We start from the raw sequence: 24,283 nt of genomic DNA, 5'->3' as shown, positions 1-24,283 counted from the left end.
ATGTTCAAAAAACTATTCAATGCCCTGTTCAAGGGAGAGATCGCCCAGAGCCCCGAGGTTGAGCCCATCGAATACATGGGCTATCTCATCTATCCCGAGCCCATGGCGGAAGGGGGGCAATACAGGCTGGCCGGTCGCATCACCAGGGAGATCGACGGGCAATTACAGACCCATCGCTTCATCCGCTCCGATCTCTTTGCCAACCCGGCGGATGCCGAGCGCTTCATGGTGCAAAAGGCCCATACCTTCATCGACCAGATGGGGGAGCGCATGTTTGAACCCCGTGTTAAGCCAGACGCCAGCCCAGCTCCATGATGTCAGCCGAGCTGCTCGCCTTGCGCCACGCTATCGCTCATGCTGGCGAGCGGCGTCTTATCTGGCTGGAAGGGGAGGAGGATGACTGCATCGTTCGTGCCGAATCCTTGCTGTGGGGGGCGGTGTTCTGGCTGGGGCAGGGTCCTGACCGTCATGCTCCGCAGCCTGCCGCCAAGGCGCTTCAACGGCTCGGTCAGGAGTGCGACACCCTGGTATTCAATGCCTTCAGCGGTTTTCATCCCGATGCATTCGGTGCCTTGGCGGGGACATTGAGGGCTGGGGGGCTCTTGCTTCTGCTGACCCCGCCGCGTGAGGTATGGCCGACCTACCCAGACCCTGATCGTCAGAGGCTGGTCGCCCAGCCAGAGGAGGTCGATCGTGCCGGGCAGGGGTTCATCTCCCGTCTGGTACGGCTGCTGGAAGAAGATCCGGCGCGAGATCTGACGCCTGCCTCTTGTGAGTTTACCTGGCAGCCTCTCGACGGGGACCGGCCGCTGAGCGCGGATCAGGCCCGTGCGCTGCCCGCCATCCACAACGTGTTGCACGGCCATCGCCGTCGCCCCCTGGTGCTGAGCGCCGATCGCGGTCGTGGCAAGAGCGCCGTGCTGGGGCTGGCGAGCGCCGACTTGCTGAGTCGGGATCCGGCCTTGAGGATAGCGGTGACGGCCCCTTCCCACGCCACAGTGGCGACACTTTTTGCCCATGCAGAGCGCGCGCTGGCAGAGATGCCTGAGCGGCTGGCCGGTCTGAGCTATGTGTCCCCTGATCGGGTGGCTCAAGGAGACGTACTGGCGGATCTGCTGCTGGTGGATGAGGCCGCCGCTATCCCGACCCCACTGCTGGAGGCCATGCTGGCCCGTCACAGTCGTATTGTCTTCGCTACAACGGAGCACGGCTATGAGGGGACGGGGCGCGGCTTTCATCTGCGCTTCAAGCGGATACTCGATGAGCAAACCCCGGATTGGCAGGAGCTGCGCCTGGTGGAGCCCATTCGCTGGAGCCTGAGCGATCCGCTGGAGCCTCTGATCTTCCGGCTCCTTGGCCTGAATGCTGACATATCGGCACCTCATCCCCCGACATCACCGACCTGGCGCCAGGTCGGACAAGATGAACTGGCCCGTGATGACGCGCTGCTCAATCGGGTGTTCGGCCTACTCGTGCTGGCTCACTACCAGACCAGCCCCAGCGATCTGCGGTATTTGCTGGAGGGGCCGGATCTCGATATTCATCTGATGGAGCAGGGACAGGAGTTGCTCGGGGTGGCGCTGGTCGCGCGGGAGGGCAATATACCCCCTGATCTGGCACATGCGATCTGGGCCGGACGAAGGCGCCCTCGTGGACATCTGCTGCCCCAGTCGCTGCTGGCCCACGCCGGTTTCGTGACGGCGGGGGAGCGCTCTTATGCCAGGGTGATGCGCATCGCCATTCATCCTGCCCTTCATCGTCTCGGGCTGGGGTCTTGGTTGCTAGACAGTCTGGTATCACATTATCGGGCATTAGGGGTCGATTATCTGGGATCTGCCTTCTCCGCCAGTCCAGATCTGCTGCCATTCTGGCTCAAGGCGGGATTGAAGGTGCTACGTCTTGGTCTGCAGCGCGATGCGGCCAGCGGCAGTCATGCAGCTTTGCTGCTGATGCCGCTGCAATCGGAATATCACGCCGAGCTGGCGCAATGGCGACAGCGTTTCATGAGCCAGTTGCCGGCCCTGCTGGCGGGTGAACTCAAGAGGCTGGATACCGAACTGGTCTGGCTATCCCTCAGAGGCGGACCTGTCACTCATGTGCCGGATCTGGATGAATTCGAGCATCGGGAACTCGATTGCTTTGCCCACCATCACAAACCATTCGAATTGTGCCAGGGGACACTGCAACGCTGGCTGCTCCGGCAAGTGATGATGCTGGACGGGTTGAGTCAGGATGAACGACGGTTGCTGATCGCCACCATCTGGCAATATGCGCCCTGGTCCGAGCTGGCTGCCCGACAGGGCGTCGCGGGCAAACCCACCCTGATAAAAGCACTGCGCTCCCTGCTGGCCAGACTGCTGGCTCAGCAAGCACCAGCGGGCTGACCCCGCCTCTTGCACGGCAGAAAACCACGGAGCCCGGGAGGACCCCATGGCCCCTCCCGGGTTCTGCACATCGATTCGACTCACCATGGCTGAAGCTCTCCCCGTTCAAGGCGCGGCCACCCCGGGACCCGTTTCTCCCTCTTCCCTGCTCGCGTTTTGCCCATTGCCACTGCTCTGATGAGCCTGACCAAGGCTATCTGCATTTTGGTTTTTTCTGAATATGGACTAATACTTGAATGTGAAATGAATTTTAATAAATGCATTATTTTCAGATGGTTAGCATTGGGTGTGTCGAATGTTGGCCATCTTCTCCAACGTGCACAGGGAGTGCAATGTGAGAAACGATGCAGCTCAGGCAGGTGCCGGAATGATGATGTGGTTCATCAGCAGCAGCGCCTTTGCCAATGAGATCCGGTTCAACATGACGCGCGGGGCCACCGCCATCAGCCAGCAGGTCTATGACCTGCATATGACGATTTTCTATATCTGTTGCGTCATCGGTCTGCTCGTCTTCGGCATCATGTTCTGGTCCATCGTGCACCATCGAAAATCGCGCGGTGCCAAAGCCGCCCAGTTTCACGAAAGCACCCGCATCGAGTTGCTGTGGACGGCCATCCCCGTGTTGATACTGATCGCGATGGCGGCACCGGCAACCTCGACTTTGTTGAAGATGGAGGATACCTCCAAGGCCGATCTCACTGTCCTCGTCACGGGCTCGCAATGGAAATGGCATTACAAATACCTCGAGTATCCGGTGGCGTTTTATTCCCTGCTGGCGACCAGCAAACAGCAGATCTCCGGTGATGCCCCCAAGGGCGGCAATTATCTGCTGGAGGTAGATAACCCTCTGGTGTTGCCGGTCGGCAAGAAGATCCGTTTCCTGATGACCTCGGACGATGTCATCCACTCCTGGTGGGTTCCCGCCTTCGCCGTGAAAAAAGATGCCAATCCTGGCTACATCAACGAATCCTGGACGCGGATCGACAAGCCGGGCACCTATCGTGGGCAGTGCGCCGAGCTGTGCGGCAAGGATCACGGTTTCATGCCCGTGGTTGTGGTGGCCAAATCCGCAGAGGAGTTCGAGGCGTGGATTGCCAGGAAGGGAGACGAGCAGGCAACCGCCAAGGCACAGCAACAGGCGCAGGCAGCGGAGACCATGACGTTGCCACAAGCCATGGCGCTGGGGGAGAAAGTCTATCTGGGCCACTGTGCGGCCTGTCATCAGCCCGCGGGTACCGGATTGCCCGGCATCTTCCCGGCGCTCAATGGCAGCAAGGTGACCACACAGGCGGAGCATCGTGCCCAGCATCTGGATACGGTGTTGCATGGCCGGAATGGTACGGCGATGCAACCTTTTGGCAAACAGTTGACGGCACAGGAACTCGCCGCCGTCATCACCTATGAACGCAATGCCTGGGATAACAAGACCGGTGACCTTGTGCAGCCAGCCGAGGTGCAGTCCCTTCTCAACCCGGCCAATCCGGACAAGGACAAGTGAGGCGTCGGCATGAGTGATGGAATCACGGATACCCCGCACAGCGAACATGTCCACCAGCCAGCGGCCGGTCTGAGGCGCTGGCTCTACACCACCAATCACAAGGACATCGGTACCCTCTATCTGTGCTTTGCCCTCACCATGTTCTTTACCGGTGGCGCCATGGCCATGGTGATCCGGGCAGAACTGTTCCAGCCCGGACTGCAACTGGTGGAACCCCTGTTTTTCAACCAGATGACCACGGTACACGGCCTCATCATGGTCTTTGGTGCCGTCATGCCCGCCTTCACCGGCCTCGCCAACTGGCTGATCCCCATCATGATTGGGGCCCCTGACATGGCGCTGCCCCGCATGAACAACTGGAGCTTCTGGATCCTGCCGTTTGCTTTCCTCATCCTCCTGTCGAGCCTGTTTATGGAAGGAGGCGGCCCCAGTTCTGGCTGGACCTTCTATGCCCCCCTGTCTACCCAGTACAGCGGCAACAGCACGGCCCTGTTTGTCTTTGCCATTCACATCATGGGGATCTCCTCCATCATGGGGGCTATCAACGTCATCGTGACCATCTTCAACCTGCGGGCGCCGGGCATGGGCTGGATGGAGATGCCGCTGTTTGTCTGGACCTGGCTCATCACGGCGTTTCTGCTCATCGCTGTCATGCCGGTGCTGGCGGCTGCGGTGACCATGGTGCTGACGGACAAGTATTTCGGGACCAGTTTCTTCGATGCGGCAGGTGGGGGGGATCCTGTCCTGTTTCAGCACATTTTCTGGTTCTTCGGGCACCCGGAAGTCTACATCATGATATTGCCGGCTTTCGGCATCGTCTCCAGCATCATTCCGACCTTCTCCCGCAAGAAGCTGTTCGGTTATCGCTCCATGGTCTATGCCACCAGCAGCATCGCCTTGCTCTCCTTCATGGTCTGGGCTCACCACATGTTCACCACCGGATTGCCCGTGGTGGCGGAGCTGTTCTTCATGTACACCACCATGCTGATCGCGGTGCCGACAGGGGTAAAGGTATTCAACTGGCTTGCCACCATGTGGCGTGGTTCTCTGACATTCGAGACCCCCATGCTGTTTGCCATCGCCTTCATCACTCTGTTCACCATTGGCGGTTTCTCCGGGCTGATGCTGGCCATGACGCCGGCTGATTTTCAGTATCACGACACCTATTTCGTAGTGGCCCATTTCCACTATGTGCTGGTGACCGGTGCCGTCTTCTCGATCCTGGCCGCTGCCTACTACTGGTTGCCGAAATGGACGGGGCACATGTATGACGAGCGGCTCGGCCAATGGCATTTCTGGTGTTCGCTCGTCTCGGTCAATGTGCTGTTTTTCCCCATGCATTTTGTCGGGCTGGCGGGCATGCCTCGCCGCATTCCCGATTACGCCCTGCAATTTGCCGACTTCAACATGCTGATCAGCCTGGGGGGCTTTGCCTTCGGCCTGTCCCAGCTGCTGTTTGTCTGGGGCGTGATCAAATGCATCAGAGGCGGAGCCAAGGCGAGCGATCGGGTATGGGAGGGGGCCGAGGGGCTGGAATGGACGCTCTCTTCTCCCCCTCCCTATCACAGTTTCCAGACTCCGCCGGATATCCGGTCGGAAGAGCGTTAGGGAGGTCATATGACCCAGGTCAGTCATGCCCCCTTGCTCAGAAAACTGGCTCTGGTCGTGCTCGTCATGTTTGGTTTTGCCTTTGCGCTGGTGCCGCTTTATGACGTCTTCTGCCGGGTCACCGGCCTCAATGGCAAGACGTCTGATCAAGCGGCCAGTACGGAGCGGGCGGTGATCGACAGCAAGCGGAGCATCCAGATCGAGTTTCTTGCTCATGCGGATACCCGGATGCCGTGGGAGTTCAGTGGTGAAACGGCTCGGCTGTCGGTGCGGCCGGGGGAGGTGAAAATGGTCAACTTTCGGGTGTTCAATCCCACGGAGCGGGCCATGGTGGGTCAGGCGGTCCCGTCGGTCTCTCCCGGTCCCGCCGCAGCCTATCTGAAGAAAGTGGAGTGTTTCTGCTTCAATCGCCAGGAGCTGAGGGCAGGGCAGAGCAAGCTGATGCCGCTCAAGTTCTATATCGATCCGGCACTACCGGACAGCATCAATACCATCACGCTTTCCTACTCGCTCTATGACATCACGGAGTCCGTACCTGCACCGGCACTCGCACAGAGGAAATGACCATGGCCAAGGTGAACCAGACCTATTATGTCCCGGACCAGAGTCGCTGGCCCATCATTGGTGCCATTGCACTGTTTTTCCTGGCGTTGGGGGCGGGACATCTGGTCAATGAAGTGGCGAGTGGGCAGACCGGTTTCGGCCGGTATCTGATGATGGCCGGTGTCGCCCTGCTGGCATTCATGTTGTTTGGCTGGTTCCGTCACATCATCCGGGAGTCCATGACCGGGCTCTACAGCGCCCAGATGGACAGATCCTTCAGGCAGGGCATGGTCTGGTTCATCTTCTCCGAAGTGATGTTCTTTCTGGCTTTTTTCGGAGTGCTGTTCTATGCCCGCCAGCTTGCGGTGCCCTGGCTGGATGGTGCGGGCCACAGGGTGATGACGGGCCAGCTGCTGTGGCCGGATTTCACCGCTCACTGGCCCCTGCTCAAGACGCCCGGCGGGGCCACGACCCAGGCCATGCCCTGGCAGGGGATCCCCCTCATCAATACCCTGATCCTGCTCGGCTCCTCCGTGACCCTGCTATTTGCACACATGAGTCTGGAAAACGGCAGACGCATGCGGCTCAAGGGGATGTTGCTGGCCACCGTGGTGCTCGGGCTGATATTCCTGTGGTTTCAAGGCTATGAGTATCTGCATGCCTATCGGGATCTCGGGCTGCGGCTGGATTCCGGCATCTATGGCAATACCTTCTTCATTCTGACCGGGTTCCATGGACTGCACGTGCTGCTGGGCACCCTTTTCCTGACCATCATCTGGCTGCGCATCATGTTGAGGGATCATTTCACCCCACAGCGTCATTTCGCTTTCCAGGCTGCGGCCTGGTATTGGCACTTCGTCGATGTGGTCTGGCTCTGTCTGTTCGTCTTTGTCTACCTGCTTTGATGCCGTGCTCAGTAGGGGCGCGGGTTGGGCTCCAGCCAGCCCATCGCGAGAGAGAGCAGCAGTATGATGACCACCAGCAGGGAGAAGAAGACGCGCCGGCCCAGAGGTACCGACATCTTTTGCGTATTGCCTGCACTGAGCATCAGCCAGAGGGCGTGAAACAGCTGGCCGATGATGAGCAGCAGCATGAGTACCAGCACGACCTTGATCAACATCTTGGGATCCTCCTCGATATGCGCGATTCGGCTGCACGAGACAAGCGACGACCATGGCATCACAGACGCTGGTTCGTCTTGTTGTTCACTCTGGTGGTGACGGCCGGTTTGTGCAAGCTGGCGTTCTGGCAGTGGCAGCGCGGAATGGAAAAAACGGCCTGGCTGGCGCAGATGGCAAAGATGCAGCAGGCCGGGCCAAGGACATTGGCCCAGATCGACTGGCAACACCCGGAGTCACTGGATGGCCAGCCTCTGCAAGGGAAAGCCGAGTGGGTCAGCCCTTATGTCTGGTTGCTGGACAACCAGATCGTCAACGGGGCGGTTGGCTATGACGTACTCATCCCGGTACGTGCAGAGGGGGGATCCTCACTGTTGCTGGTCAACCTGGGATGGGTGCCCGCGCCATCCGACAGGTCGCAATTGCCCAATCCCGCCATCCCCGCCGCAATGACCCTTGAAGGTGTTCTGCGCATGGCTCCCGGCGGCTTCCTGCTGGGACAGAACATAGAACCAGGCCCCTACCCGAACCGGCTGCAATCCATCAGGGTCGAGACCCTGCGACAGGCAATCGGAGCCCCGCTTGCAGACGCCGTGTTGTATCAAAGACGAACCCCATACCTCTATCACTACCAGCACAATGTCATGCCTCCTGAAAAACACCGGGCCTATGCGGTGCAATGGCTCGGCTTGGCGCTGGTGGTTCTGTCAGGGGGGGTCATGCTGACAAGGAGGTGCTCCCCATGAGCGGATGGCGACGCTGGCGGGTGCCCGCGCTCTTTGTTGCGGTGATCCTGCTGCCTGTGGTGCTGGCGGCTCTGACTCTTCACCAGGGCTGGTATGAACCCGGCACGCGCAGCAAGGGGCACTGGCTGCACCAGGATATCTATCTGTTGCAACCGCTTCCTGCCCATCAGCACCAATGGCGACTGGTCTATCTAGTGGCCCCTCGCTGCGAGGGGCAATGCCGGCAGGTCCCTGTGCTGATGGCGCGCATCCAGGCCGCACTTGGCCGTAATCTGGACAAGCTGGAGCTGGTCCAGTTGGCGCCACCTCACGAGGCAAACAGTGAAATGAGGGTGGGGGATATACTGCTGGTGGACGCCCGCGGGCTGGCTATCTTGCGTTACGAGGTACCCGGCAGCACGACGACCTGGCCGTTGCTTGGCAAGGCGGTACTGTCGGATCTGCAGCAACTGCTCAAATATCAGCGTGGGGTGCAGTGACGATGCAGCAGGCATGGAACTCGCATCTTCTGGTTACTGCACGGTCAACGAGGCGGCATATGAAGATGCACAAGAGGCTGGCCTCCGTGGCCATTGCGCTGGCAGTTCTGGTCATCGCGCTCGGTGCTTATACCCGGTTGACGGATGCCGGGCTGGCTTGCCCCGATTGGCCTGGTTGCTATGGTTCACTGGCCATTCCCCGCGCCGAGCATACGGAACTGGCGGCACAGCGCTATCCGGCCAGCCCGCTTGTTCCTCACAAGGCGCGCAGCGAGATGGTGCATCGCTACTTCGCCGGGGTGCTGGGAGGCGTGATTGTGCTCCTGTCCGGCTTGGGCTGGCGTACAGGCGGCCGACTGCGCCACCTCTCGCTCATCTTGCTGGTGCTGGTTGCGGGTCAGGCGGCGCTGGGTATGTGGACGGTGACCCTGGCCCTGCATCCCCTGGTGGTGACCACTCATCTGCTGGGCGGCTTCGCCATCCTGACCTTGCTTTGGCTCTATCGGGCCGAATTGGCAGGCTTCCCTTCACCCCCGCCCGTACACCAGGGTGTGTCCTGGCTTGGCAGCATGGCCTGTGGCGTGCTGCTGCTGCAGATCGCGCTGGGGGGCTGGACGTCGGCGAACTATGCGGCCATGGCGTGTGTGGAGTTTCCCTTGTGCCAGGGCGACTGGCAGGCAGAGCTGAATTGGGCGAAAGCCTTTCATCTCCCCCTGGGGCACGCCAGTTATGAGTTCGGCGTGCTGGGTAAGGAGGCGCGCCAGACCATTCACATCGCCCATCGCCTGGGAGCGCTGACCACGGCCTTGCTGGTGGGGGCTTTCGCCCTCGCGCTGCTCTGCCAGCGGACCCCCCTGAGAGGGTTTGGCTGGTTGTTGCTGGGTCTGCTGACCGTGCAGATTGCCTTGGGATTGGCGAACGTCCATCTGGCTCTGCCGCTGGCCAACGCCCTTGCGCACAATCTGGTGGCAGCCCACCTTCTGGTTTGCTGTGTGCTGGCGCGCGGGAGGCTCTCTGTGCCTCATCACGACCCCTTGCGACCCCCTGGGATGGTCAGGAGCCGGACATGAATGGGAGAGTGCGGGCACAGCGCTTCGCCCTCCGCCGGGTGCGCGATTATTGTCAGTTGACCAAACCAAAGGTGGTCGCCCTGCTGCTCCTGACCGCCTGGGTGGGCATGCTGCTGGCCGAGCCGACAAGCGCCTCTCTGGACGAAATGATACTGGGCCTGGCGGGGATTGGACTGCTCGCTGCCGGGGCGGCGGCCATGAACCACTCTCTGGATAGCGGCATCGATGCCCGGATGCCAAGAACGCGCTGGCGCCCGGTCGCCATGGGACGGATCACGCCGGGGCAGGCGATGAGTTTCGCGATCTGTCTGGCGCTGTCGGGGTTTGTTCTGCTCCATTGGGGCGTGAATCCCCTGACTGCCTGGCTAACCCTGGCCAGCCTGTTCGGCTATGCGGTTGTCTATACCCTGCTGCTGAAGCGGGCCACGCCGCAGAATATTGTTATCGGCGGATTGGCGGGAGCCATGCCACCGCTCTTGGGCTGGACCAGCATCACGGGGCAGCTTTCGGCCGAGCCCTGGCTGCTGGTGATGATCATCTTTACCTGGACGCCGCCCCATTTCTGGTCTTTGGCCATCCATCGGCGCGATGACTATGCCGGTGCCGACATTCCCATGCTGCCCGTCACCCACGGCACCGATTTCACCAAGACAGCCATCCTGCTCTATCTGCTGATCCTGACGCTCGTCTGCCTGCTGCCCTATCTGATCGGCATGTCGGGGCTTGTCTACCTGGTCGGCAGTCTGGGGCTGAACCTCGGATTCTGCTGGCATGGCTGGTTGTTGAAATATGAGAAGCGCCCCGGCCAGGCGATGCGCACCTTCCGTTTCTCCATCTATCACCTGATGCTGCTGTTTGGTCTGCTGATTCTGGATCACCACTGGTTGTGGCGGCTGTCATGACGTTGATGCGGGTCGAGGTCGGGTGAATGGTGACGCTGCGTCGGTGCACAGCAGGGATGCACAGACCTGATGCAAAACAAGATGGCCCCAAGGGGCCATCTTGTTTTCAGGGGGACGGAGTGGAGCCTAGAGCTTGACCATGATATGGCGCGGTACCGTGTAGTCCTCCAGCGCGTAGAGGGAGAGATCCTTGCCGTAGCCGGACATCTTCATGCCGCCGTGGGGCATCTCGGAGGTGAGCATGAAGTGGGTGTTGATCCAGGTGCAACCGTACTGCAGGTGGCTGGCCACCTTGCTGGCAAGGCCGAGATCCCGGGTCCAGACCGAGCTGGCGAGGCCGTAGTCCGAGTCGTTGGCCCACTGCACCACCTGCTCGGCGTCGCCGAAGCGGGTCACCGACACCACCGGGCCGAATACCTCCCGGCGCACAATTTCATCCTCCTGACGGGCATGGGCGATCAGGGTCGGTTCGAAGAAGAAGCCGTTGCCGGGGCGGATCTTGCCCCCCGCCGTCACCTCCACGTGACCACTGCTCTGGGCCCGCTCCACGAAGCTCGCCACCCGGTTGCGCTGCCGGTCCGAGATGAGCGGCCCCATCTCCACCCGCTCCTCGCGCGGACCGCCCACCTTGATGGAGGCCACCGCCTCGGTCATGGCGGCGACGAACTTGTCATAAATTTTGCCCTGGGCATAGATGCGGCAGGCGGCGGTGCAATCCTGGCCGGCGTTGTAGAAGCCGAAGGTGCGAATGCCCGCCACCACGGCCTCCAGATCCGCGTCATCGAAGATGATGACCGGCGCCTTGCCCCCCAGCTCAAGGTGGGTGCGCTTCATGGTGCGGGCGGCGCTCTGCAGGATCTTCTGGCCGGTGGCGATGTCACCGGTCAGCGACACCATGCGCACCAGCGGGTGCTCTACCAGCGGCGCCCCCACGCTCTCGCCCCGGCCGCAGACGATGTTGATGACGCCGCGGGGGAAGAGCTCGCTGGCGAGCTCGGCGAGGCGCAGGGCGGTGAGCGGGGTCTGCTCGGAGGGCTTGAGCACCACCGTATTGCCGGCGGCGAGCACCGGGGCCATCTTCCAGGCCGCCATCATCAACGGATAGTTCCAGGGGGCAATACTGCCCACCACACCGATGGGGTCGCGGCGGATCATGCTGGTATGCCCCTCGATATACTCCCCCGCCAGTGGCCCTTGCAGGCAGCGGGCGGCGCCGGCGAAGAAGCGGAAGCAGTCCACCACCGCCGGCAGCTCGTCATTGAGCACCGCCAGATAGGGCTTGCCGCAGTTGAGGGATTCGAGCGCCGCAAACTCCTCGGCGTGGCGCTCGATGGCATCGGCCAGGCGCAGCAGCAGGGTACTGCGTTGGGCCGGGGTGGTGCGGCTCCACTGGGCGAAGGCGCGCTGGGCGCCGTTCACCGCCCGGTTCACCTGCTCGAACGAGGCTTCGGGCACCGAGGCGAGAAGCTCCCCTGTAGCCGGGTTGAGGATGGGCTCGGCCTGGCCGTCACCGGTGACGAACTGGCCGTCGATCAAGAGTTGGGTAGAGAGTTTCATGGTTGCATCCTTGCGCACGCGTTGAGTCGTTATTTGCCACTGCCGGCGACGTCCTGGCCGTCGCGGGTGAGGTAGTAGGCAAGCAGAATGGGAATGGTGGTGAAGGCCACTATGATGAGCGCCACCACGTTGGTGACCGGCCTGTCCCGTGGCCGGATCAGCTCCTGGTACATCCAGATCGGCAGCGTGGTCTGCTGGCCGGCGGTGAAGGTGGTGACGATCACCTCGTCAAAGCTCAGCGCGAACGCCAGCATGCCCCCCGCCAGCAGCGCGGTGGCGAGGTTGGGCAGGATGACGTAGCGCAGGGTCTGGAAGCCGTCGGCACCGAGGTCCATGGACGCCTCGATGAGGCTCTGGTTGGTGCGGCGAAAGCGCGCCAGGGCATTGTTGTAGACTACCACCACGCAGAAGGTGGCGTGACCGATGACGATGGTCCAGAAGCTGAAGGGGATCTCCATCACCCCGTAGGCGGAGCGCAGTGCGATGCCGGTGACGATGCCGGGCAGGGCGATGGGCAGCACCAGCAGGAGCGACACCACCTCCTGGCCGAAGAAGCGGCTGCGGGCGATGGCCCCCGCCGCCAGAGTGCCGAGCACCATGGCGGCCAGCGTCGCCAGCCCAGCTACCTCCAGCGACAGCTGGATGGCGCGCCACACGTCGGGGCGGTTGAGGGTCACCTCGAACCACTTGAGGGTGAGCCCGGGGGGCGGGAACTGATAGCTCTTGCTCTCGCTGGTGAAGGCGTAGAGGAAGATGAACAGGATCGGAAAGTGCAGGAACAGGAGGCCGCCGATGGCCGCGTACTTGAGCAGGCCGGAGGGCTGGCTGCCATGGTCCCGTTTCATGGAAGTATTAGAGCGCATCGAAGGCTCCTAAGCGTTTCGCGATGGTGAGGTAGATGGCGATGATAAGGATGGGCACCAGGGAGAAGGCGGCGGCGAAGGGCAGGTTGCCCGCCGTGCCCTGCTGCATGTAGACCACCTGACCTATGTACATGGTGGAGTTGCCTATGATGCCGGGGATGATGTAGTCCCCCAGCGTCAGGGAGAAGGTGAAGATGGAGCCCGCCACCACCCCGGGCAGGGCCAGGGGCAGGATCAGGGTGCGAAAGGTCTGGGCCGGGGTGGCGCCGAGATCGCCGCTCGCCTCCAGCAAAGAGCGCGGGATCCGCTCCACCGCTGCCTGGATGGGCAGGATCATAAAGGGCAGCCAGACGTAGACGAACACGATGAAGGTGCCGATGCGGGAGAACGATAGCGACGGCCCGCCTATCACCGGCAGCGAAAGGATGGCGTCCAGCAGCCAATCCAGCCCCAGGGTGTCAGCCAGCCAGCTGATGACCCCCTCCTTGGCCAGGATCAGCTTCCAGGCGTAGACCCGCACCAGATAGCTGGACCAGAGCGGCAGCATGATGCCGACGTAGAACAGGGCCCGGGTCTTGCCGCTGGTGTAGCGCGCCATGTAGTAGGCCACCGGAAAGCCGAGCAGGGAGCAGGCCAGGGTCACCAGCAGCGACATGCCGACCGTGCGCAGGATCACGTCCAGGTTCTCCGCCCGCAGCAGGGCGACGAAGTTCTGCAGCCCCAGCTCGTGGCGGATCTGGCCACTGAACTCGTCCAGCCCGAAGAAGGCGTTGGAGAGCAGCATCATCAGGGAACCGACATAGATGATGCCGAGCCAGAGCAGGGGCGGCCCCAGCAGGATGACCAGCAGCAGGCCGGAACGACCATAGAGCAGGGTGGAGAGGCGCCGCAGCGGCCTGACGCGAACGGAGTCGGTAGCGTGGCTCATGGCAAGGCTCGCACTGTGAGGGGCGCTCATGGTTGAGCTCCCGGATGGGCGGCATGCAGGCGATGAATCGCCTGCTCCGGCCAGCTGAGGCTGACCCGGGCGCCACGGGGCAGGCGGGCCTGGCCCTCGTTGGGATGGTTGACGATAAGCTCGAGCTGCTCGCCGAGATCGACCCGGTAGCGCACGAAGGGGCCGAGGTACTCCACCTCGCGCACCTCCCCGGACCAGCCGGGCGTGCCAGCCTCGGCGAGGCGGATCCGCTCCGGGCGCACCATCATCTGGCGCTCATCGCCACACAGGCGCCTGGCCTGTTCCCCCTCGAACAGGTTGACGGTGCCGACGAAGCGGGCGACGAAGGGGGTGGCGGGGGCATCGTAGATGGTATCCGGCGCGGCAATCTGCTCGATCTTGCCCTGATTGAAGATGCAGATGCGGTCGCTCATGGAGAGCGCTTCCTGCTGGTCGTGGGTGACGAAGATGAAGGTGATGCCGAGCTGGCGCTGCAAGGCTTTCAATTCGAGCTGCATCTGCTCGCGCAGCTTGAGGTCGAGTGCCCCGAGCGGTTCATCCAGCAGCAGGATGCGCGGCTGGTTGATCAGCGCCCGGGCGATGGCGATGCGCTGGCGCTGGCCGCCGGAGAGCTGGCCGGGCTTGCGGTTGCCGACGCCGGGCAGGCGCACCAGCTCCAGCATCTCGTCCACCTTGCGGTAGCGCTCCGCCTTGGCGACGCCCTTGAGCATCAGGCCGTAGCCGATGTTGTCGCGCACATCCATGTTGGGAAACAGGGCGTAGTCCTGAAACACGGTATTGAGGTTGCGATCGTAGGGGGGCACGGTGGAGCAGGGCTCGCCGAACAGCCGGATCTCCCCCTCGCTCGGGTATTCGAAGCCCGCGATCATCCGCAGGCAGGTGGTCTTGCCGGAACCGCTTGGTCCCAGCAGGGTGAAGAACTCGCCGGCCGGGATCTGGAAGGAGATGTCGTCGACCGCCTTCACCTCGCCATAGTGGCGGCTGACCCGGTCAAATTGTACGGCGTTCATGGGACGTCCTTGTCTGTGTGGGAAGCGGGCCGGACTCCTGTCCGGCCCCATATCGGCATTTACTGAGGCACCTCAGCGACCACCCAGGATGGCGATATAGTCCGAGACCCAGCGATAGTAGGGGACGCAGGTTCCCTGGCTCTTGCACTGGGAGACGGGGGTGCGCCAGAAGTGCACCTTGTCGAAGTTGTCGATGCCGTTGGTCTTGCACCCCTCTTTCCCCAGCAGGGCGTTGCCCTCGCAGGCGGCCGGCACCACGGGCACGGAGCCGAACCAGGAGGCGAGATCCCCCTGCAGCTTGTTGTTGAGGGAGTGCTCCAGCCATTTATAGGCACAGGTCAGGTTCTTGGCCTCGCTGTGCACCATGCTGGTGTCGGCCCAGCCGGTGACGCCTTCCTTGGGCACTGTGGTAGCGATGGGCTGCTTGTCGGCGATCAGGGTATTGGCCTGGAAGGGCCAGGAGCCGGAGGCCACGACCCCCTCGTTCTTGAAGTCGTCGATCTGGACGAAGGCATCGTGCCAGTAGCGTCCCACCAGTTGGCGTTGCTTGCGCAGCAGGTCGAGGGAGGCCTTGTACTGATCCTCGTTCAGCTCGTAGGGATCCTTGATGCCGAGCGCCGGCTGGTGGGTCATCAGATAGAGGGCTGCATCGGCGATGTGGATGGGGCCGTCAAACGCCTGCACCCGCCCCTTGTTGGATTTGCCATCCGCCAGGGTTTGCTCTTCGAACACCACGCTCCAGGAGTCCGGCGCCTTGGGGAACACCTTGGTGTTGTACATCAATATGTTGCCGCCCCACTGGTAGGGCACGCCGTAGTGCTTGCCATCCACCGTGTGCTAGGGGGCCTTCTGCAGGCGGGGGTCTATCTTGTTGTAGCTCGGGATGAGCGCCAGGTTCAGCGCCTGCACCTTGCCGCCGGCGATGAGGCGCAGGCTGGCGTCGCCGGAGGCGGTCACCAGATCGAAGCCCCCCTCGTTCATCAGCGCCACCATCTCGTCCGAGGTGGCGGCCGTCTTGACGTTGACCTTGCAGCCGGTCTCCTTCTCGAAGCCGGTCACCCAGTCGTAGTTCTTGTCGGTCTCGCCGCGCTCCACATAGCCGGCCCAGGCCACGATGTTGAGCTGGCCTTCACCCTTGCCGAGGGTGGTGGGGGCAGCCTGGACCTGGCTTGCCAGCAGCGCCGGGATCAGGGCCAGGGTCAGAGGGGTCAATTTCATCTTGCTCTCCTTGCATGATTGGCAACCGTGGCGGCGCCACAGTAGGCATTAACATCCTGTTAACCAGTCATGAGCGTAGGAGAAGCCGTGAGCAATGAGAATTTCAATTTTTAGCGGCTTTGGTATCTGTAAAATCGATATCGAGTGCAGATGAATCTGATTTTTTTGCCGGAGTCACGGCTGTTCAGGCTCAGTCCTAGCGGGGGAGGTGCTGGCGGGCCCGCAGCCGGCTCTGATCTCTGGCGATGTCGATGAACTCGCGTGCGGCCCAGTCAAGGCGCGAGCCGCGCCGCCACACCAGACCGATGTCGATGGCGGGGATGGGCTCCTTGATGGCGCGGGCCTCGACCCGCTCCTGCTCCAGCGACCAGGGGCGGTAGGCAAAGTCCGGCAGCAGGGCGAGCCCGAGCTGGCTCGCCACCAGGCTGCGCACCGCTTCCACCGAGGCGGTACGCAGCACGATGCGCGGCGAGATGCCGTAGCGGCGCAGGCCGCCGCCGATGATCTGGTCCAGCTGGTCGGCGGTCAGCGAGATCATGGGCTCCTCGCCGAGCGCCTTGAGGGAGAGGGTCGACTCGGCGCAGAGGGGGGGGGTTGGCGGCGAGCCAGACCCGCAGCGGCGAGCGGGTCAGCAGCTCGGTATCGAACGCCTCCTGGCGGATGGTGCGGTTGGTCATCAGGATCCCCACATCCACCTCGCCGTTGACGATCTGGTGTTCGAGATAGGGCTGCTCATCCTCCTTCACCTCGATCTGCACCGCCGGGAAGGCGCGGCGAAAGCGGCCGAGCGCTTCCGACAGGTAGTAGCCAGCAACCAGGGTGGTTACGCCTATGGTAAGCCGCCCCTGATCCTGCTGGGCCACCGCCTTGAGGGAGTGGCTGGCTTCGGTCATGGCGCTTAGGATGCGACGGGCGTGCAGCAGAAACTGGTGGCCCTGGGTGGTGAGGCTGACGCCGCGCGGGTTGCGCTCGAACAGGGCGGCGCCGAGCTCGGTCTCCAGCTCGCGGATGGCGCTGGTGACCGCCGACTGGGAGATGTGCAGCTCGGCGGCTGCCCGGCTCACCGAGAAGCTGTCGGCCACCGCCACGAAATAGCGGATCTGGCGAAAGGTGAAGTTCATCTGGGCGTCCTGCCACGTGGGATCAAGGTGGGTGCCAGCTTAACCTCGAATCGCACCCAGACAAAAGGCGCCGTGATGGCGCCTTTGTCGTTGTTTTTACGGAAATTAGCGGGCTGTCACCGCCTCTGTGACCGGTACACGGTTCACTCCCTTGCCCAGATAGGCGAGGGTGATGGTCACTATGATGCAGGTGAAGCTGAGCCACATGTAGGGCAGGTAGTCGAGGGTCGCTACCCCGAGGACCCCTGCCATGAAGATGCCGTTGTCGCTCCAGGGCACCATGCCGCAGGTGAGGGTGCCGCCAAACTCGGCGTTGCGGGAGAGGTTCTTGCGCGCAAGCCCCAGTCTGTCGTAGTTCTTGGCCATGATCTTGGGGGTCAGGATCAGCGATACATACATAGCGGAACCGAACACGTTGGCCAGGAAGGCGGTGCCGATGGTGTGGCTGGTCAGGCTGCCGGCGCTGTTGATGCGCTTCTCGAAGGCACTGGCGATGACGGAGAGGATGCCGACCTTCTCCAGCAGACCGCCGAAGCCCAAGCCGAAGATGATGACGGCTACCGAGCCCAGCATGGACTCCATGCCGCCGCGGTCCAGGATGTTGTCGATGAAATCGACGCCTGAAGTGATGGCAAAGGGGCTGTAGGCGGAGTGCATCGCCTTCACCGGATCCATGTCCTGGAAGACGATGGCCCAGACAAGACCCAGCAAGGCGCCGAAGCTGATCACCGGGAAGGCGGGCTTGCGGTTGGCCAACAGGCCCAGCACCAGCACCACGGGCACTATGGCCATGGGGGTGATGTTGAACTGCTTGTCGAGGGCGTCCATCACCAGATTGACCTGCTCCAGGCTGACGTTGCCGGAGTACTGCATGCCGACCACGGTGAACAGGGCGGCGGTGATGACGTAGGAGAACAGGCTGATGGGCAGCATCCCCTTGATGTGTTCCATCACGTCGACGTTGGACATGGTTGAGGCCAGCACCACGGAGTCGGAGAGCGGGGAGAGCTTGTCACCGAAGTAGACGCCGGAGAGCACGGCACCGGCTACCAGCGGCGCGGGTACCCCCAGGCTGTGGCCTATGCCCATCATGGCGATGCCGGCGGTGGCCGCCGAGCCCCAGGAGGTGCCGGTGGCCAGCGAGGTGAGAGAGCAGATGATCAGGGTCGCCAGCAGGAAGATGGAGGGGTGTATCACCTTGAGGCCGAAGTAGATGATGCTGGGGACGATGCCGCCGGCAATCCAGGTGCCCACCAGGGCACCGACGGAGATCAGTATCAGGATGGCCCCCATCCCCTTGGCGACGCCGTCGACTGCCGCCTGTTCCAGGGATTTGTAATCGTGGCCGAGCTTGATGCCGAGTCCCATGATGACGAACCAGGCGATGAACAGTGCCAGCTGGATTGGCAGATCCAGCACGCTGGTGAAGGAGAAGGCCAGGGCCAGGAAAATGGCCAGGCAGGCAAATACTTGCGACATGCCCGGCAATCGGATGTGGTGTTGTTGGTTTTGCATAGACGCTCCCTAAACTCTTGCTCGCCAAGGTCAGCCCCTCTCGTCCTGCGGATGCGTCGATCCCGAGAGGCTTACCAAAAGAGGGCGCAATCTACCATAAAGCGGAGGTGTAAAATCCCTGCTCATTCGGCAAAACAGCTTTAAAATTTTAAAATCCCACAAAATAGTTGATCTAATCGGCATTTTTCACTGTTCAATCGACACCGTTTGATAGCCGGAAATCCATAGGCAAGTTCGATTGCAGATGGCGACACCAAAGATGATAATGGTTATCATTAATCTTTATCGGACCAATGCCAATGAACTGGATAGCACGCGCTCTGCTCTTGGCCGCCCTTCTGGCGGTGCTGGTCTGGGGTCAGGAGAAGGAATACGGGTTCTGGAGCCTGGGGTTCTTGCTGGCTGCTTGGGTCATGCTGGAACCCAGGCTGAGACCGGTGTTGATCCTGCTGCCGGTTGCGGGAATGACAGGGGTCGTCACTCTGCTCTGGCAGCAGGGCTGGCATTAAGCCTGGCGAGTGGGGACGGCCTGGATCTTGTCGTAGGCCTGGCGCAGGGAGGCGATGACCTTCTTCTCCATTTCGCTGCGTTCGGCGTCTGTCGTGAAGTAGATCATGTCGACATCGTGACGGATGTAGTGGGAAGGAAGCTGGTTGAGTGTCAGGCAGCAGAGGTCTGCCAGCTGATAGGGGGTCAATGTTCGAGCCAACCCCTGTTTTTCTATCTCCTTGAGCACCAGATGCTCATAGAAGTTGTGAATATCGGTATCCAGGATCATGGGAAAACCCCCGTGGTGGCGCAGCATCTTCAACAGCATAGCCATGGGGCATGAAAACACAAAAGGCCCGTTACTCTCGTAACGGGCCTTTGCAGAATGATGGTGCGAAGAGAGGGACTCGAACCCTCACATCCGTGGGACACTAACACCTGAAGCTAGCGCGTCTACCAATTCCGCCACCTTCGCACACTGATTTTCTCCAGCTGGTTTTTAAATGCGGTTGGAGCGCATTTTCTGTGTTTTACATGCCAGAAGCATGGTGCGAAGAGAGGGACTCGAACCCTCACACCCGGGGGGCACTAACACCTGAAGCTAGCGCGTCTACCAATTCCGCCACCTTCGCACATCGGGTTATCAGTCTGGATTTACATGCTGTCTGATAAAAGCATGGTGCGAAGAGAGGGACTCGAACCCTCACACCCAGGGGGCACTAACACCTGAAGCTAGCGCGTCTACCAATTCCGCCACCTTCGCACATCGGGTTATCAGTCTGGATTTACATGCTGCCTGATAAAAGCATGGTGCGAAGAGAGGGACTCGAACCCTCACACCCGGGGGGCACTAACACCTGAAGCTAGCGCGTCTACCAATTCCGCCACCTTCGCACATCGGGTTATCAGTCTGAATTTACATGCCGTCTGATAAGAGCATGTTGCAGTATGGTGCGAAGAGAGGGACTCGAACCCTCACATCCGTGGGACACTAACACCTGAAGCTAGCGCGTCTACCAATTCCGCCACCTTCGCATCACTGCGGTGGGGGATTCTATAGAGTTTTGGGGGGGCGTCAACAGCCAAAGGGGACTTTTTTCGCTGTTGACGGATAAAGGCGTGCCAAGGGCACAAAACTTCAGCAATCGGCGTCAGACGGTGGCCAGCGCATCCTGATACATCTGTTCGTACAAGATGACGGAGTCTGCCCAGTCGAAGCGGGTGTTCATGGCGTGGTGCTGCACACGGGCAAAGCGTGCCGGTTCCTGCAGATAATGGAGCAAGCTGCGGCGCATGGCATCGAGCAAGGTGCTGGCAGTGGGATCGTTGAAGCAGAAACCGGTCGCGTGCGCCGGGTCGGCATCCCAGTCCACGACGGTATCTTTCAATCCGCCGACGGCCCGCACCAGGGGCAGGGTGCCATAGGCCAGACTGTACATCTGGTTGAGCCCGCATGGCTCGAACAGAGAAGGCATCAGGAAGAAGTCGGCGCCAGCCTCCACCAGGTGGGCCAGACGGTCGTCATAGGCATTGATGAAGGCAAACTTGTCGGGATGCTGCTGGGCAATGCTTTGCAACTGGGCGGCGAGAGAGGGATCACCGGAGCCCACAATTACCACCTGGACCTGATGCTGCAAGAACTTGTCCAGCGCCGGGATGAGCAGGTGTACTCCTTTCTGCTCGGTCAGTCGACACACCATGCCATAGATGGGGAGGTTGCCGACGGGGAGCCCCGTCTCCTGCTGCAGGATGCGCTTGCAGGTGTGTTTGCCATCCAGGTTGTCGGCATCATAGGTGGCGGGCAACAGAGGATCGAAGGCGGGATCCCAGTCCTGATAGTCACAGCCGTTGAGGATGCCACGCAGGTCAGCTGCCCGCTGCTGGAATACGCTGGCCATGCCGTGAGCGCCCAGGTGCGTCAGCAGCTCGCTGGCGTAGTTGGGGCTGACCGCATTGATCTTGTCTGCGTAGAGCACACCGCACTTGAGCAGATTGATGTGACCATAGTCGTAGTTGATGCGCTGCTCGTAGTCGTGGATTTCCGGCACGGCCCAGAACTGCTGGCGATCGAACACGCCCTGAAAGGCCGCGTTGTGAATGCTGATGACCGACCGGGTGCACTGGAAGAAGGGGTTGTGGGCATGACGGGTTTTCAGCAGCAGCGGCAGCAGACCGGTGTGCCAGTCGTTGCAGTGGGCGATGTCGGGAGCGAAACCCAGCTGTTCGCACGCATGCAGGGCCGCCGCGGCCAGAAAGGCAAAGCGTTCACCGTTGTCGGGATAGGCCTGGTTGTTCTCGGCATAGAGCTGGGGGCGGTCGAAATAGTGCGGGCAATCGAGCAGATAGACGCAGATCCCGTCCAGTTCCAGCTGATGGATGCGATAGCTGATATCACTGCGATCCTGGGGGGTGGGGAGCCAGCGCGAGGCGAGCAGGGTGGCCTCGTCCCGGCGCTTGATGGTCTTGTAGAAGGGCATAATGATGCGCACATCGTGCCCCTGACGGGCGAGATGCTGCGGCAGGGCCTTGGCCACATCTGCCAGGCCCCCGGTCTTCACCAGCCCCTCAACCTCCGAGGCTACAAACAGGATTTTCAGTGGGTTAATAGCCAACTCTTGCTCCCTTAGGTACCACGACGATACCGCCTTCGGATACGGTAAACCGCTCTCTGTCATGGTCCAGATTCTCACCGATCACGGTGCCGGGTGCAATTTCAACGTTTTTGTCGATGATGGCGCGGCGAATGGAGCAACCTTCGCCGATTTTCACATCCCCCAGCAGCACGGATTCACTGATGTGGCTGCAGGGGCCTATGTTGCAGCGAAATCCCAGTATGGATCGCTGGATCTGGCTGCCCTGAATGAAGCAGCCACCGGAGATCAGGGAGTTGGCGATCTTGACCTTGCAGTCGTCGGTATCGATGAAGGTGGCGGGGGGCAGGGGCGGGTAATGGGTGTGCAGCGGCCACTTGCGATTGTAGAGAGAGAAGGGGGCATCGTCGGCCACTAGGTCCATGTGTGCCTGCCAGTAAGAGTCGAGCGTCCCCACATCGCGCCAGTAGACGTTGGGCTTCTCGCCCGGGATCACGTTGGTGCTGTAGTCGTAGACATAGACGGGGGCACGGGGGAACAGGCTGGGAATGATGTCCTTGCCGAAATCGTGACTGGAGTTCTCCTCGGCGGCATCCCGCTTGAGCTCCCGATAGAGGGCCTCGGTCTCGAAGATGTAGTTGCCCATGGAGACCAGGGCCTGGGTGGGGTCGCCGGGGATGTGTTTCGGGTGACGGGGCTTTTCTTCAAAGCCAATCATGCGCCCTTCCTGATCCACCTCGATCACCCCGAAGGCGCTTGCTTCCTCGATGGGCATGCGCAGTGCCGCGACGGTCAGGGCGGCCGCTTTCTGCTTGTGAAAGCTCACCATCTGGCTCACGTCCATCTTGTAGATGTGATCGGAGCCGAAGATGCAGACGTGCTCGGGGTCGGAGATCTCGATGAAGCGCAGGTTCTGGTAAATGGCGTCTGCGGTGCCGTCATACCAGCGTTTGCCCATTCGCATCTGGGCCGGAATGGGGTCGATGAAGCGATCCGTGATGCCGACGATGTTCCAGCCCTTCTTCATGTGCAGGTAAAGGGACTGGGACTTGAACTGGGTGAGTACATAGATGCGCAGGAAGTCGGCGTTGACGAAGTTGTTGAGCACGAAGTCGATCAACCGGTAACTGCCGCCAAAGGGCACGGAGGGTTTGCTGCGGGTGGTGGTCAGCGGTTGCAGTCGGGTACCTTCACCGCCTGCCAGTATCATGGTGAGTATGCCTGCCATCGTCGTTCTCTCCCTGAGATCATGATGTTGAAAAGGTTTTCATGTTGCTGCGAAAAAAACACCCCTAAAGGGGTGGTAAACGTTTTCTTGGTACCTTAACAGATCCCGTCTGGCACTCTCTACTTGTTTTATTACAACCGTTGCACTTCTTTAAGCTTTGCTCAGATACACCTTGAATTTGGCATCGCCCGCGATCACCTCGGTCTGTTTGAAGTGCGCATCCAGTATAGGCTGGTATCGCAGGAAGGCATTGGCGACTATGGTCAGGGCGCCATTTGCGGTCAGGTACTCAGGTGCCTTTGCCAGGAAGGTTTCGGTGGCGGCGTAGAAGGTCTTGAGCCCGGCATGGAAGGGGGGATTCGAGACAATCTGTTGGAATGTTTCGGCAATGTCGGAATAGACATCGGAGGCATGAACACGTCCGCTCAGACCGTTGACCGCCAGGGTTCGGCGGCTGGACTCCAGTGCCAGGGCATTGATATCCACCATGGTGACGGCCAGGGCCGGGTTGCGCTTGGCCAGCACGGAACCGATGACGCCGGCGCCGCAGCCAAAGTCGAGCAGCTTGCCCGTCACGGGGGGGAGGCTCGCCAGCAGCATCTGGGTGCCGAGATCCAGGCCGTCAGCACTGAAGACCCCGGGCAGGGCCATGACGGTCAGGGTGGTGTCGCCCGCCTGGCACTCATAGCGACTGAACCAGGCGTCCAGCTCGAAGGGGACGACCGGTTTGTCGAGCGTGCCGTGGTAGAGAGAGCAGCGGCGCGCAGAGTCGCGCTTGATCGGTTTCTCGCCATAAGGTGCCAGCAGCTTGTTTGCCCCGTTGATGCCGCCCCGGTTCTCGCCGGCGAGGAACAGGTCGGCCCCGCTTTCGAGCAGCGGCGTCATCATGGCCAGCAGGTATTGCGCCTCGGCCTTGGCCTTGGGCATCAGCAGCAGCAGGGCATCGAATCGGGGGGCGCCACCCAGCTGGTGATCGAACAGGATGGCATCTCCCAGAACGGCCTGCTGGGTGCGGTAATAGCAGTAATCCGTGGTGAAGACGGTCAGGCTTTGTGCCAGCTCGGCCAGTTGACGAGGATAATCATCCTCCAGGGCACCGCACACCAACAGCCGCTTGCCGACAAAGAGGGCTTGGTTACGTTCCAGCATCTGACTGACGGCACTGACAGGACGGCTCATTGGGTCTCTCCACGCATTTTTGGGCGGCCATTATACATGGCCGCTTTCGCCTTGACATTTATGCCGTGTTCCCGAAATATGCCCAGACGCCTTATTTACCCAGAGATGATGCAATGCGGTCATGCGTATCGAAACGAAAGCATAAACACAGCCTGACAATCGGGCCTGCTGGCGTGCGCGCGTAACCTCTCATCCCTGAGACGATT

At 61.2% G+C, this 24,283-nt stretch carries 21 protein-coding genes, 5 tRNA genes and 2 pseudogenes; 11 read left to right on the top strand and 17 right to left on the bottom strand.

Annotated features, from left to right (window positions below):
- The 6 genes from I6L48_RS01265 (at position 1) to I6L48_RS01240 (ending at position 6,938) form a co-directional block, all read left to right on the top strand.
- Positions 1-315, top strand: coding sequence for an HlyU family transcriptional regulator (locus I6L48_RS01265; RefSeq protein ID WP_041211748.1), 315 nt, complete (start codon positions 1-3; stop codon positions 313-315).
- Positions 312-2,384 carry a tRNA(Met) cytidine acetyltransferase TmcA gene (locus I6L48_RS01260; protein WP_113069026.1) on the top strand — a complete coding sequence of 691 codons (2,073 nt, stop codon included), beginning with the start codon at positions 312-314 and terminating at the stop codon, positions 2,382-2,384. The genes I6L48_RS01265 and I6L48_RS01260 overlap by 4 nt, the downstream gene beginning before the upstream one ends.
- Positions 2,385-2,751: 367 nt before the next feature.
- Positions 2,752-3,882 carry a cytochrome c oxidase subunit II gene (gene coxB / locus I6L48_RS01255; RefSeq protein ID WP_225159586.1) on the top strand — a complete coding sequence of 377 codons (1,131 nt, stop codon included), beginning with the start codon at positions 2,752-2,754 and terminating at the stop codon, positions 3,880-3,882.
- A gap of 9 nt (positions 3,883-3,891) precedes the next feature.
- Positions 3,892-5,490 (top strand): cytochrome c oxidase subunit I, encoded by a 1,599-nt coding sequence (gene ctaD, locus I6L48_RS01250; RefSeq protein ID WP_113069025.1) that lies wholly within the window; start codon positions 3,892-3,894, stop codon positions 5,488-5,490.
- Between the two features lie 9 nt (positions 5,491-5,499).
- Entirely contained in the window at positions 5,500-6,054 is a 555-nt protein-coding gene (locus tag I6L48_RS01245) for a cytochrome c oxidase assembly protein (RefSeq protein WP_113069024.1), read from the top strand.
- Positions 6,055-6,056: 2 nt separating this feature from the next.
- Positions 6,057-6,938, top strand: a complete 882-nt coding sequence (locus I6L48_RS01240; protein WP_043152874.1) for a cytochrome c oxidase subunit 3 — start codon at positions 6,057-6,059, stop codon at positions 6,936-6,938.
- A gap of 8 nt (positions 6,939-6,946) precedes the next feature.
- Here I6L48_RS01240 and I6L48_RS01235 read toward each other — a convergent pair whose 3' ends face one another.
- Positions 6,947-7,153: a DUF2909 family protein gene (locus I6L48_RS01235; RefSeq protein ID WP_039039709.1), complete on the bottom strand. Its 207-nt coding sequence runs from the start codon at positions 7,151-7,153 to the stop codon at positions 6,947-6,949.
- Between the two features lie 18 nt (positions 7,154-7,171).
- Between I6L48_RS01235 and I6L48_RS01230 the strand changes: the two genes are divergently transcribed.
- Genes I6L48_RS01230 through cyoE form a run of 4 tightly spaced genes read left to right on the top strand, consistent with a single transcriptional unit; the run spans position 7,172 to position 10,348 of the window.
- Positions 7,172-7,897 (top strand): SURF1 family protein, encoded by a 726-nt coding sequence (locus tag I6L48_RS01230; RefSeq protein WP_225159584.1) that lies wholly within the window; start codon positions 7,172-7,174, stop codon positions 7,895-7,897.
- Positions 7,894-8,376 carry a hypothetical protein gene (locus tag I6L48_RS01225; RefSeq protein ID WP_113069022.1) on the top strand — a complete coding sequence of 161 codons (483 nt, stop codon included), beginning with the start codon at positions 7,894-7,896 and terminating at the stop codon, positions 8,374-8,376. Before I6L48_RS01230 ends, I6L48_RS01225 begins: the two co-directional genes overlap by 4 nt.
- Positions 8,377-8,435: 59 nt before the next feature.
- A complete protein-coding gene (locus I6L48_RS01220) occupies positions 8,436-9,446 on the top strand; it encodes a heme A synthase (protein ID WP_113069021.1) in 1,011 nt (336 codons plus the stop codon).
- Positions 9,443-10,348 (top strand): heme o synthase, encoded by a 906-nt coding sequence (cyoE, locus tag I6L48_RS01215; RefSeq protein ID WP_113069020.1) that lies wholly within the window; start codon positions 9,443-9,445, stop codon positions 10,346-10,348. The genes I6L48_RS01220 and cyoE overlap by 4 nt, the downstream gene beginning before the upstream one ends.
- Before the next feature lie 126 nt (positions 10,349-10,474).
- Here cyoE and I6L48_RS01210 read toward each other — a convergent pair whose 3' ends face one another.
- The 7 genes and pseudogenes from I6L48_RS01210 to nhaC form a co-directional block, all read right to left on the bottom strand.
- The gene (locus I6L48_RS01210) at positions 10,475-11,905 is read right to left on the bottom strand and encodes a gamma-aminobutyraldehyde dehydrogenase (protein ID WP_216987693.1); all 1,431 of its coding nucleotides are present in this window, start codon (positions 11,903-11,905) and stop codon (positions 10,475-10,477) included.
- A 29-nt stretch (positions 11,906-11,934) separates the two neighbouring features.
- On the bottom strand, positions 11,935-12,750 hold the full coding sequence (locus tag I6L48_RS01205) for an ABC transporter permease (protein ID WP_019840685.1): 816 nt from the start codon (positions 12,748-12,750) through the stop codon (positions 11,935-11,937).
- Positions 12,751-12,757: 7 nt separating this feature from the next.
- On the bottom strand, positions 12,758-13,726 hold the full coding sequence (locus tag I6L48_RS01200; RefSeq protein ID WP_113069018.1) for an ABC transporter permease: 969 nt from the start codon (positions 13,724-13,726) through the stop codon (positions 12,758-12,760).
- Positions 13,723-14,736: an ABC transporter ATP-binding protein gene (locus tag I6L48_RS01195; RefSeq protein WP_113069017.1), complete on the bottom strand. Its 1,014-nt coding sequence runs from the start codon at positions 14,734-14,736 to the stop codon at positions 13,723-13,725. The genes I6L48_RS01200 and I6L48_RS01195 overlap by 4 nt, the downstream gene beginning before the upstream one ends.
- Before the next feature lie 72 nt (positions 14,737-14,808).
- Positions 14,809-15,954: pseudogene (locus I6L48_RS01190) on the bottom strand (ABC transporter substrate-binding protein).
- 196 nt (positions 15,955-16,150) lie between these two features.
- A pseudogene (locus I6L48_RS01185) lies at positions 16,151-17,075 on the bottom strand (LysR family transcriptional regulator).
- Between the two features lie 105 nt (positions 17,076-17,180).
- Positions 17,181-18,590 (bottom strand): Na+/H+ antiporter NhaC, encoded by a 1,410-nt coding sequence (nhaC, locus tag I6L48_RS01180; protein WP_216987692.1) that lies wholly within the window; start codon positions 18,588-18,590, stop codon positions 17,181-17,183.
- Between the two features lie 299 nt (positions 18,591-18,889).
- Here nhaC and I6L48_RS01175 point away from each other — a divergent pair, with 299 nt between their 5' ends.
- Complete coding sequence (locus I6L48_RS01175) at positions 18,890-19,099, top strand: hypothetical protein (RefSeq protein WP_010675758.1); 210 nt, start codon at positions 18,890-18,892, stop codon at positions 19,097-19,099.
- Here I6L48_RS01175 and I6L48_RS01170 read toward each other — a convergent pair.
- The 9 genes from I6L48_RS01170 to rsmC all read right to left on the bottom strand — a co-directional run bounded on the left by I6L48_RS01170 (position 19,096) and on the right by rsmC (position 24,077).
- A complete protein-coding gene (locus tag I6L48_RS01170; protein WP_029314828.1) occupies positions 19,096-19,368 on the bottom strand; it encodes a late competence development ComFB family protein in 273 nt (90 codons plus the stop codon). The two genes, I6L48_RS01175 and I6L48_RS01170, sit on opposite strands and share 4 nt — an antisense overlap.
- Positions 19,369-19,468: 100 nt before the next feature.
- Positions 19,469-19,554: transfer RNA gene (locus tag I6L48_RS01165), tRNA-Leu, on the bottom strand.
- A gap of 71 nt (positions 19,555-19,625) precedes the next feature.
- A tRNA-Leu gene (locus I6L48_RS01160) sits at positions 19,626-19,711 on the bottom strand.
- 45 nt (positions 19,712-19,756) lie between these two features.
- Positions 19,757-19,842 (bottom strand) — tRNA-Leu (locus tag I6L48_RS01155).
- Between the two features lie 45 nt (positions 19,843-19,887).
- Positions 19,888-19,973: transfer RNA gene (locus I6L48_RS01150), tRNA-Leu, on the bottom strand.
- A 55-nt stretch (positions 19,974-20,028) separates the two neighbouring features.
- Positions 20,029-20,114: transfer RNA gene (locus I6L48_RS01145), tRNA-Leu, on the bottom strand.
- 116 nt (positions 20,115-20,230) lie between these two features.
- The gene (gene glgA, locus I6L48_RS01140) at positions 20,231-21,691 is read right to left on the bottom strand and encodes a glycogen synthase GlgA (RefSeq protein WP_201920946.1); all 1,461 of its coding nucleotides are present in this window, start codon (positions 21,689-21,691) and stop codon (positions 20,231-20,233) included.
- Entirely contained in the window at positions 21,681-22,898 is a 1,218-nt protein-coding gene (gene glgC, locus I6L48_RS01135; RefSeq protein WP_010675755.1) for a glucose-1-phosphate adenylyltransferase, read from the bottom strand. The genes glgA and glgC overlap by 11 nt, the downstream gene beginning before the upstream one ends.
- A 150-nt stretch (positions 22,899-23,048) precedes the next feature.
- On the bottom strand, positions 23,049-24,077 hold the full coding sequence (gene rsmC / locus I6L48_RS01130; RefSeq protein ID WP_113069013.1) for a 16S rRNA (guanine(1207)-N(2))-methyltransferase RsmC: 1,029 nt from the start codon (positions 24,075-24,077) through the stop codon (positions 23,049-23,051).
- Positions 24,078-24,283: the final 206 nt, after the last annotated feature.

Origin of the sequence: Aeromonas sp. FDAARGOS 1418 (assembly GCF_019048585.1) — a bacterium.
Classification (GTDB): Bacteria; Pseudomonadota; Gammaproteobacteria; order Enterobacterales; family Aeromonadaceae; genus Aeromonas; species Aeromonas caviae.
The sequence above is the reverse complement of the archived record's forward strand: the minus strand, read 5'-3'. Positions and strand labels throughout refer to the sequence as shown.

Excerpts from the sequence above, each read along its gene's own strand:
- I6L48_RS01205 (WP_019840685.1), bottom strand. The coding sequence starts at position 12,750 with ATGAAACGGGACCATGGCAGCCAGCCCTCCGGCCTGCTCAAGTACGCG.
- I6L48_RS01195 (WP_113069017.1), bottom strand. The coding sequence starts at position 14,736 with ATGAACGCCGTACAATTTGACCGGGTCAGCCGCCACTATGGCGAGGTG.
- I6L48_RS01235 (WP_039039709.1), bottom strand. The coding sequence starts at position 7,153 with ATGTTGATCAAGGTCGTGCTGGTACTCATGCTGCTGCTCATCATCGGC.
- cyoE (WP_113069020.1), top strand. The coding sequence starts at position 9,443 with ATGAATGGGAGAGTGCGGGCACAGCGCTTCGCCCTCCGCCGGGTGCGC.
- I6L48_RS01225 (WP_113069022.1), top strand. The coding sequence starts at position 7,894 with ATGAGCGGATGGCGACGCTGGCGGGTGCCCGCGCTCTTTGTTGCGGTG.
- I6L48_RS01170 (WP_029314828.1), bottom strand. The coding sequence starts at position 19,368 with ATGATCCTGGATACCGATATTCACAACTTCTATGAGCATCTGGTGCTC.
- glgC (WP_010675755.1), bottom strand. The coding sequence starts at position 22,898 with ATGGCAGGCATACTCACCATGATACTGGCAGGCGGTGAAGGTACCCGA.
- I6L48_RS01245 (WP_113069024.1), top strand. The coding sequence starts at position 5,500 with ATGACCCAGGTCAGTCATGCCCCCTTGCTCAGAAAACTGGCTCTGGTC.
- nhaC (WP_216987692.1), bottom strand. The coding sequence starts at position 18,590 with ATGCAAAACCAACAACACCACATCCGATTGCCGGGCATGTCGCAAGTA.
- I6L48_RS01240 (WP_043152874.1), top strand. The coding sequence starts at position 6,057 with ATGGCCAAGGTGAACCAGACCTATTATGTCCCGGACCAGAGTCGCTGG.
- I6L48_RS01220 (WP_113069021.1), top strand. The coding sequence starts at position 8,436 with ATGAAGATGCACAAGAGGCTGGCCTCCGTGGCCATTGCGCTGGCAGTT.
- I6L48_RS01260 (WP_113069026.1), top strand. The coding sequence starts at position 312 with ATGATGTCAGCCGAGCTGCTCGCCTTGCGCCACGCTATCGCTCATGCT.
- ctaD (WP_113069025.1), top strand. The coding sequence starts at position 3,892 with ATGAGTGATGGAATCACGGATACCCCGCACAGCGAACATGTCCACCAG.
- I6L48_RS01210 (WP_216987693.1), bottom strand. The coding sequence starts at position 11,905 with ATGAAACTCTCTACCCAACTCTTGATCGACGGCCAGTTCGTCACCGGT.
- I6L48_RS01175 (WP_010675758.1), top strand. The coding sequence starts at position 18,890 with ATGAACTGGATAGCACGCGCTCTGCTCTTGGCCGCCCTTCTGGCGGTG.
- I6L48_RS01200 (WP_113069018.1), bottom strand. The coding sequence starts at position 13,726 with ATGAGCGCCCCTCACAGTGCGAGCCTTGCCATGAGCCACGCTACCGAC.
- rsmC (WP_113069013.1), bottom strand. The coding sequence starts at position 24,077 with ATGAGCCGTCCTGTCAGTGCCGTCAGTCAGATGCTGGAACGTAACCAA.
- I6L48_RS01230 (WP_225159584.1), top strand. The coding sequence starts at position 7,172 with ATGCGCGATTCGGCTGCACGAGACAAGCGACGACCATGGCATCACAGA.
- I6L48_RS01265 (WP_041211748.1), top strand. The coding sequence starts at position 1 with ATGTTCAAAAAACTATTCAATGCCCTGTTCAAGGGAGAGATCGCCCAG.
- coxB (WP_225159586.1), top strand. The coding sequence starts at position 2,752 with ATGATGATGTGGTTCATCAGCAGCAGCGCCTTTGCCAATGAGATCCGG.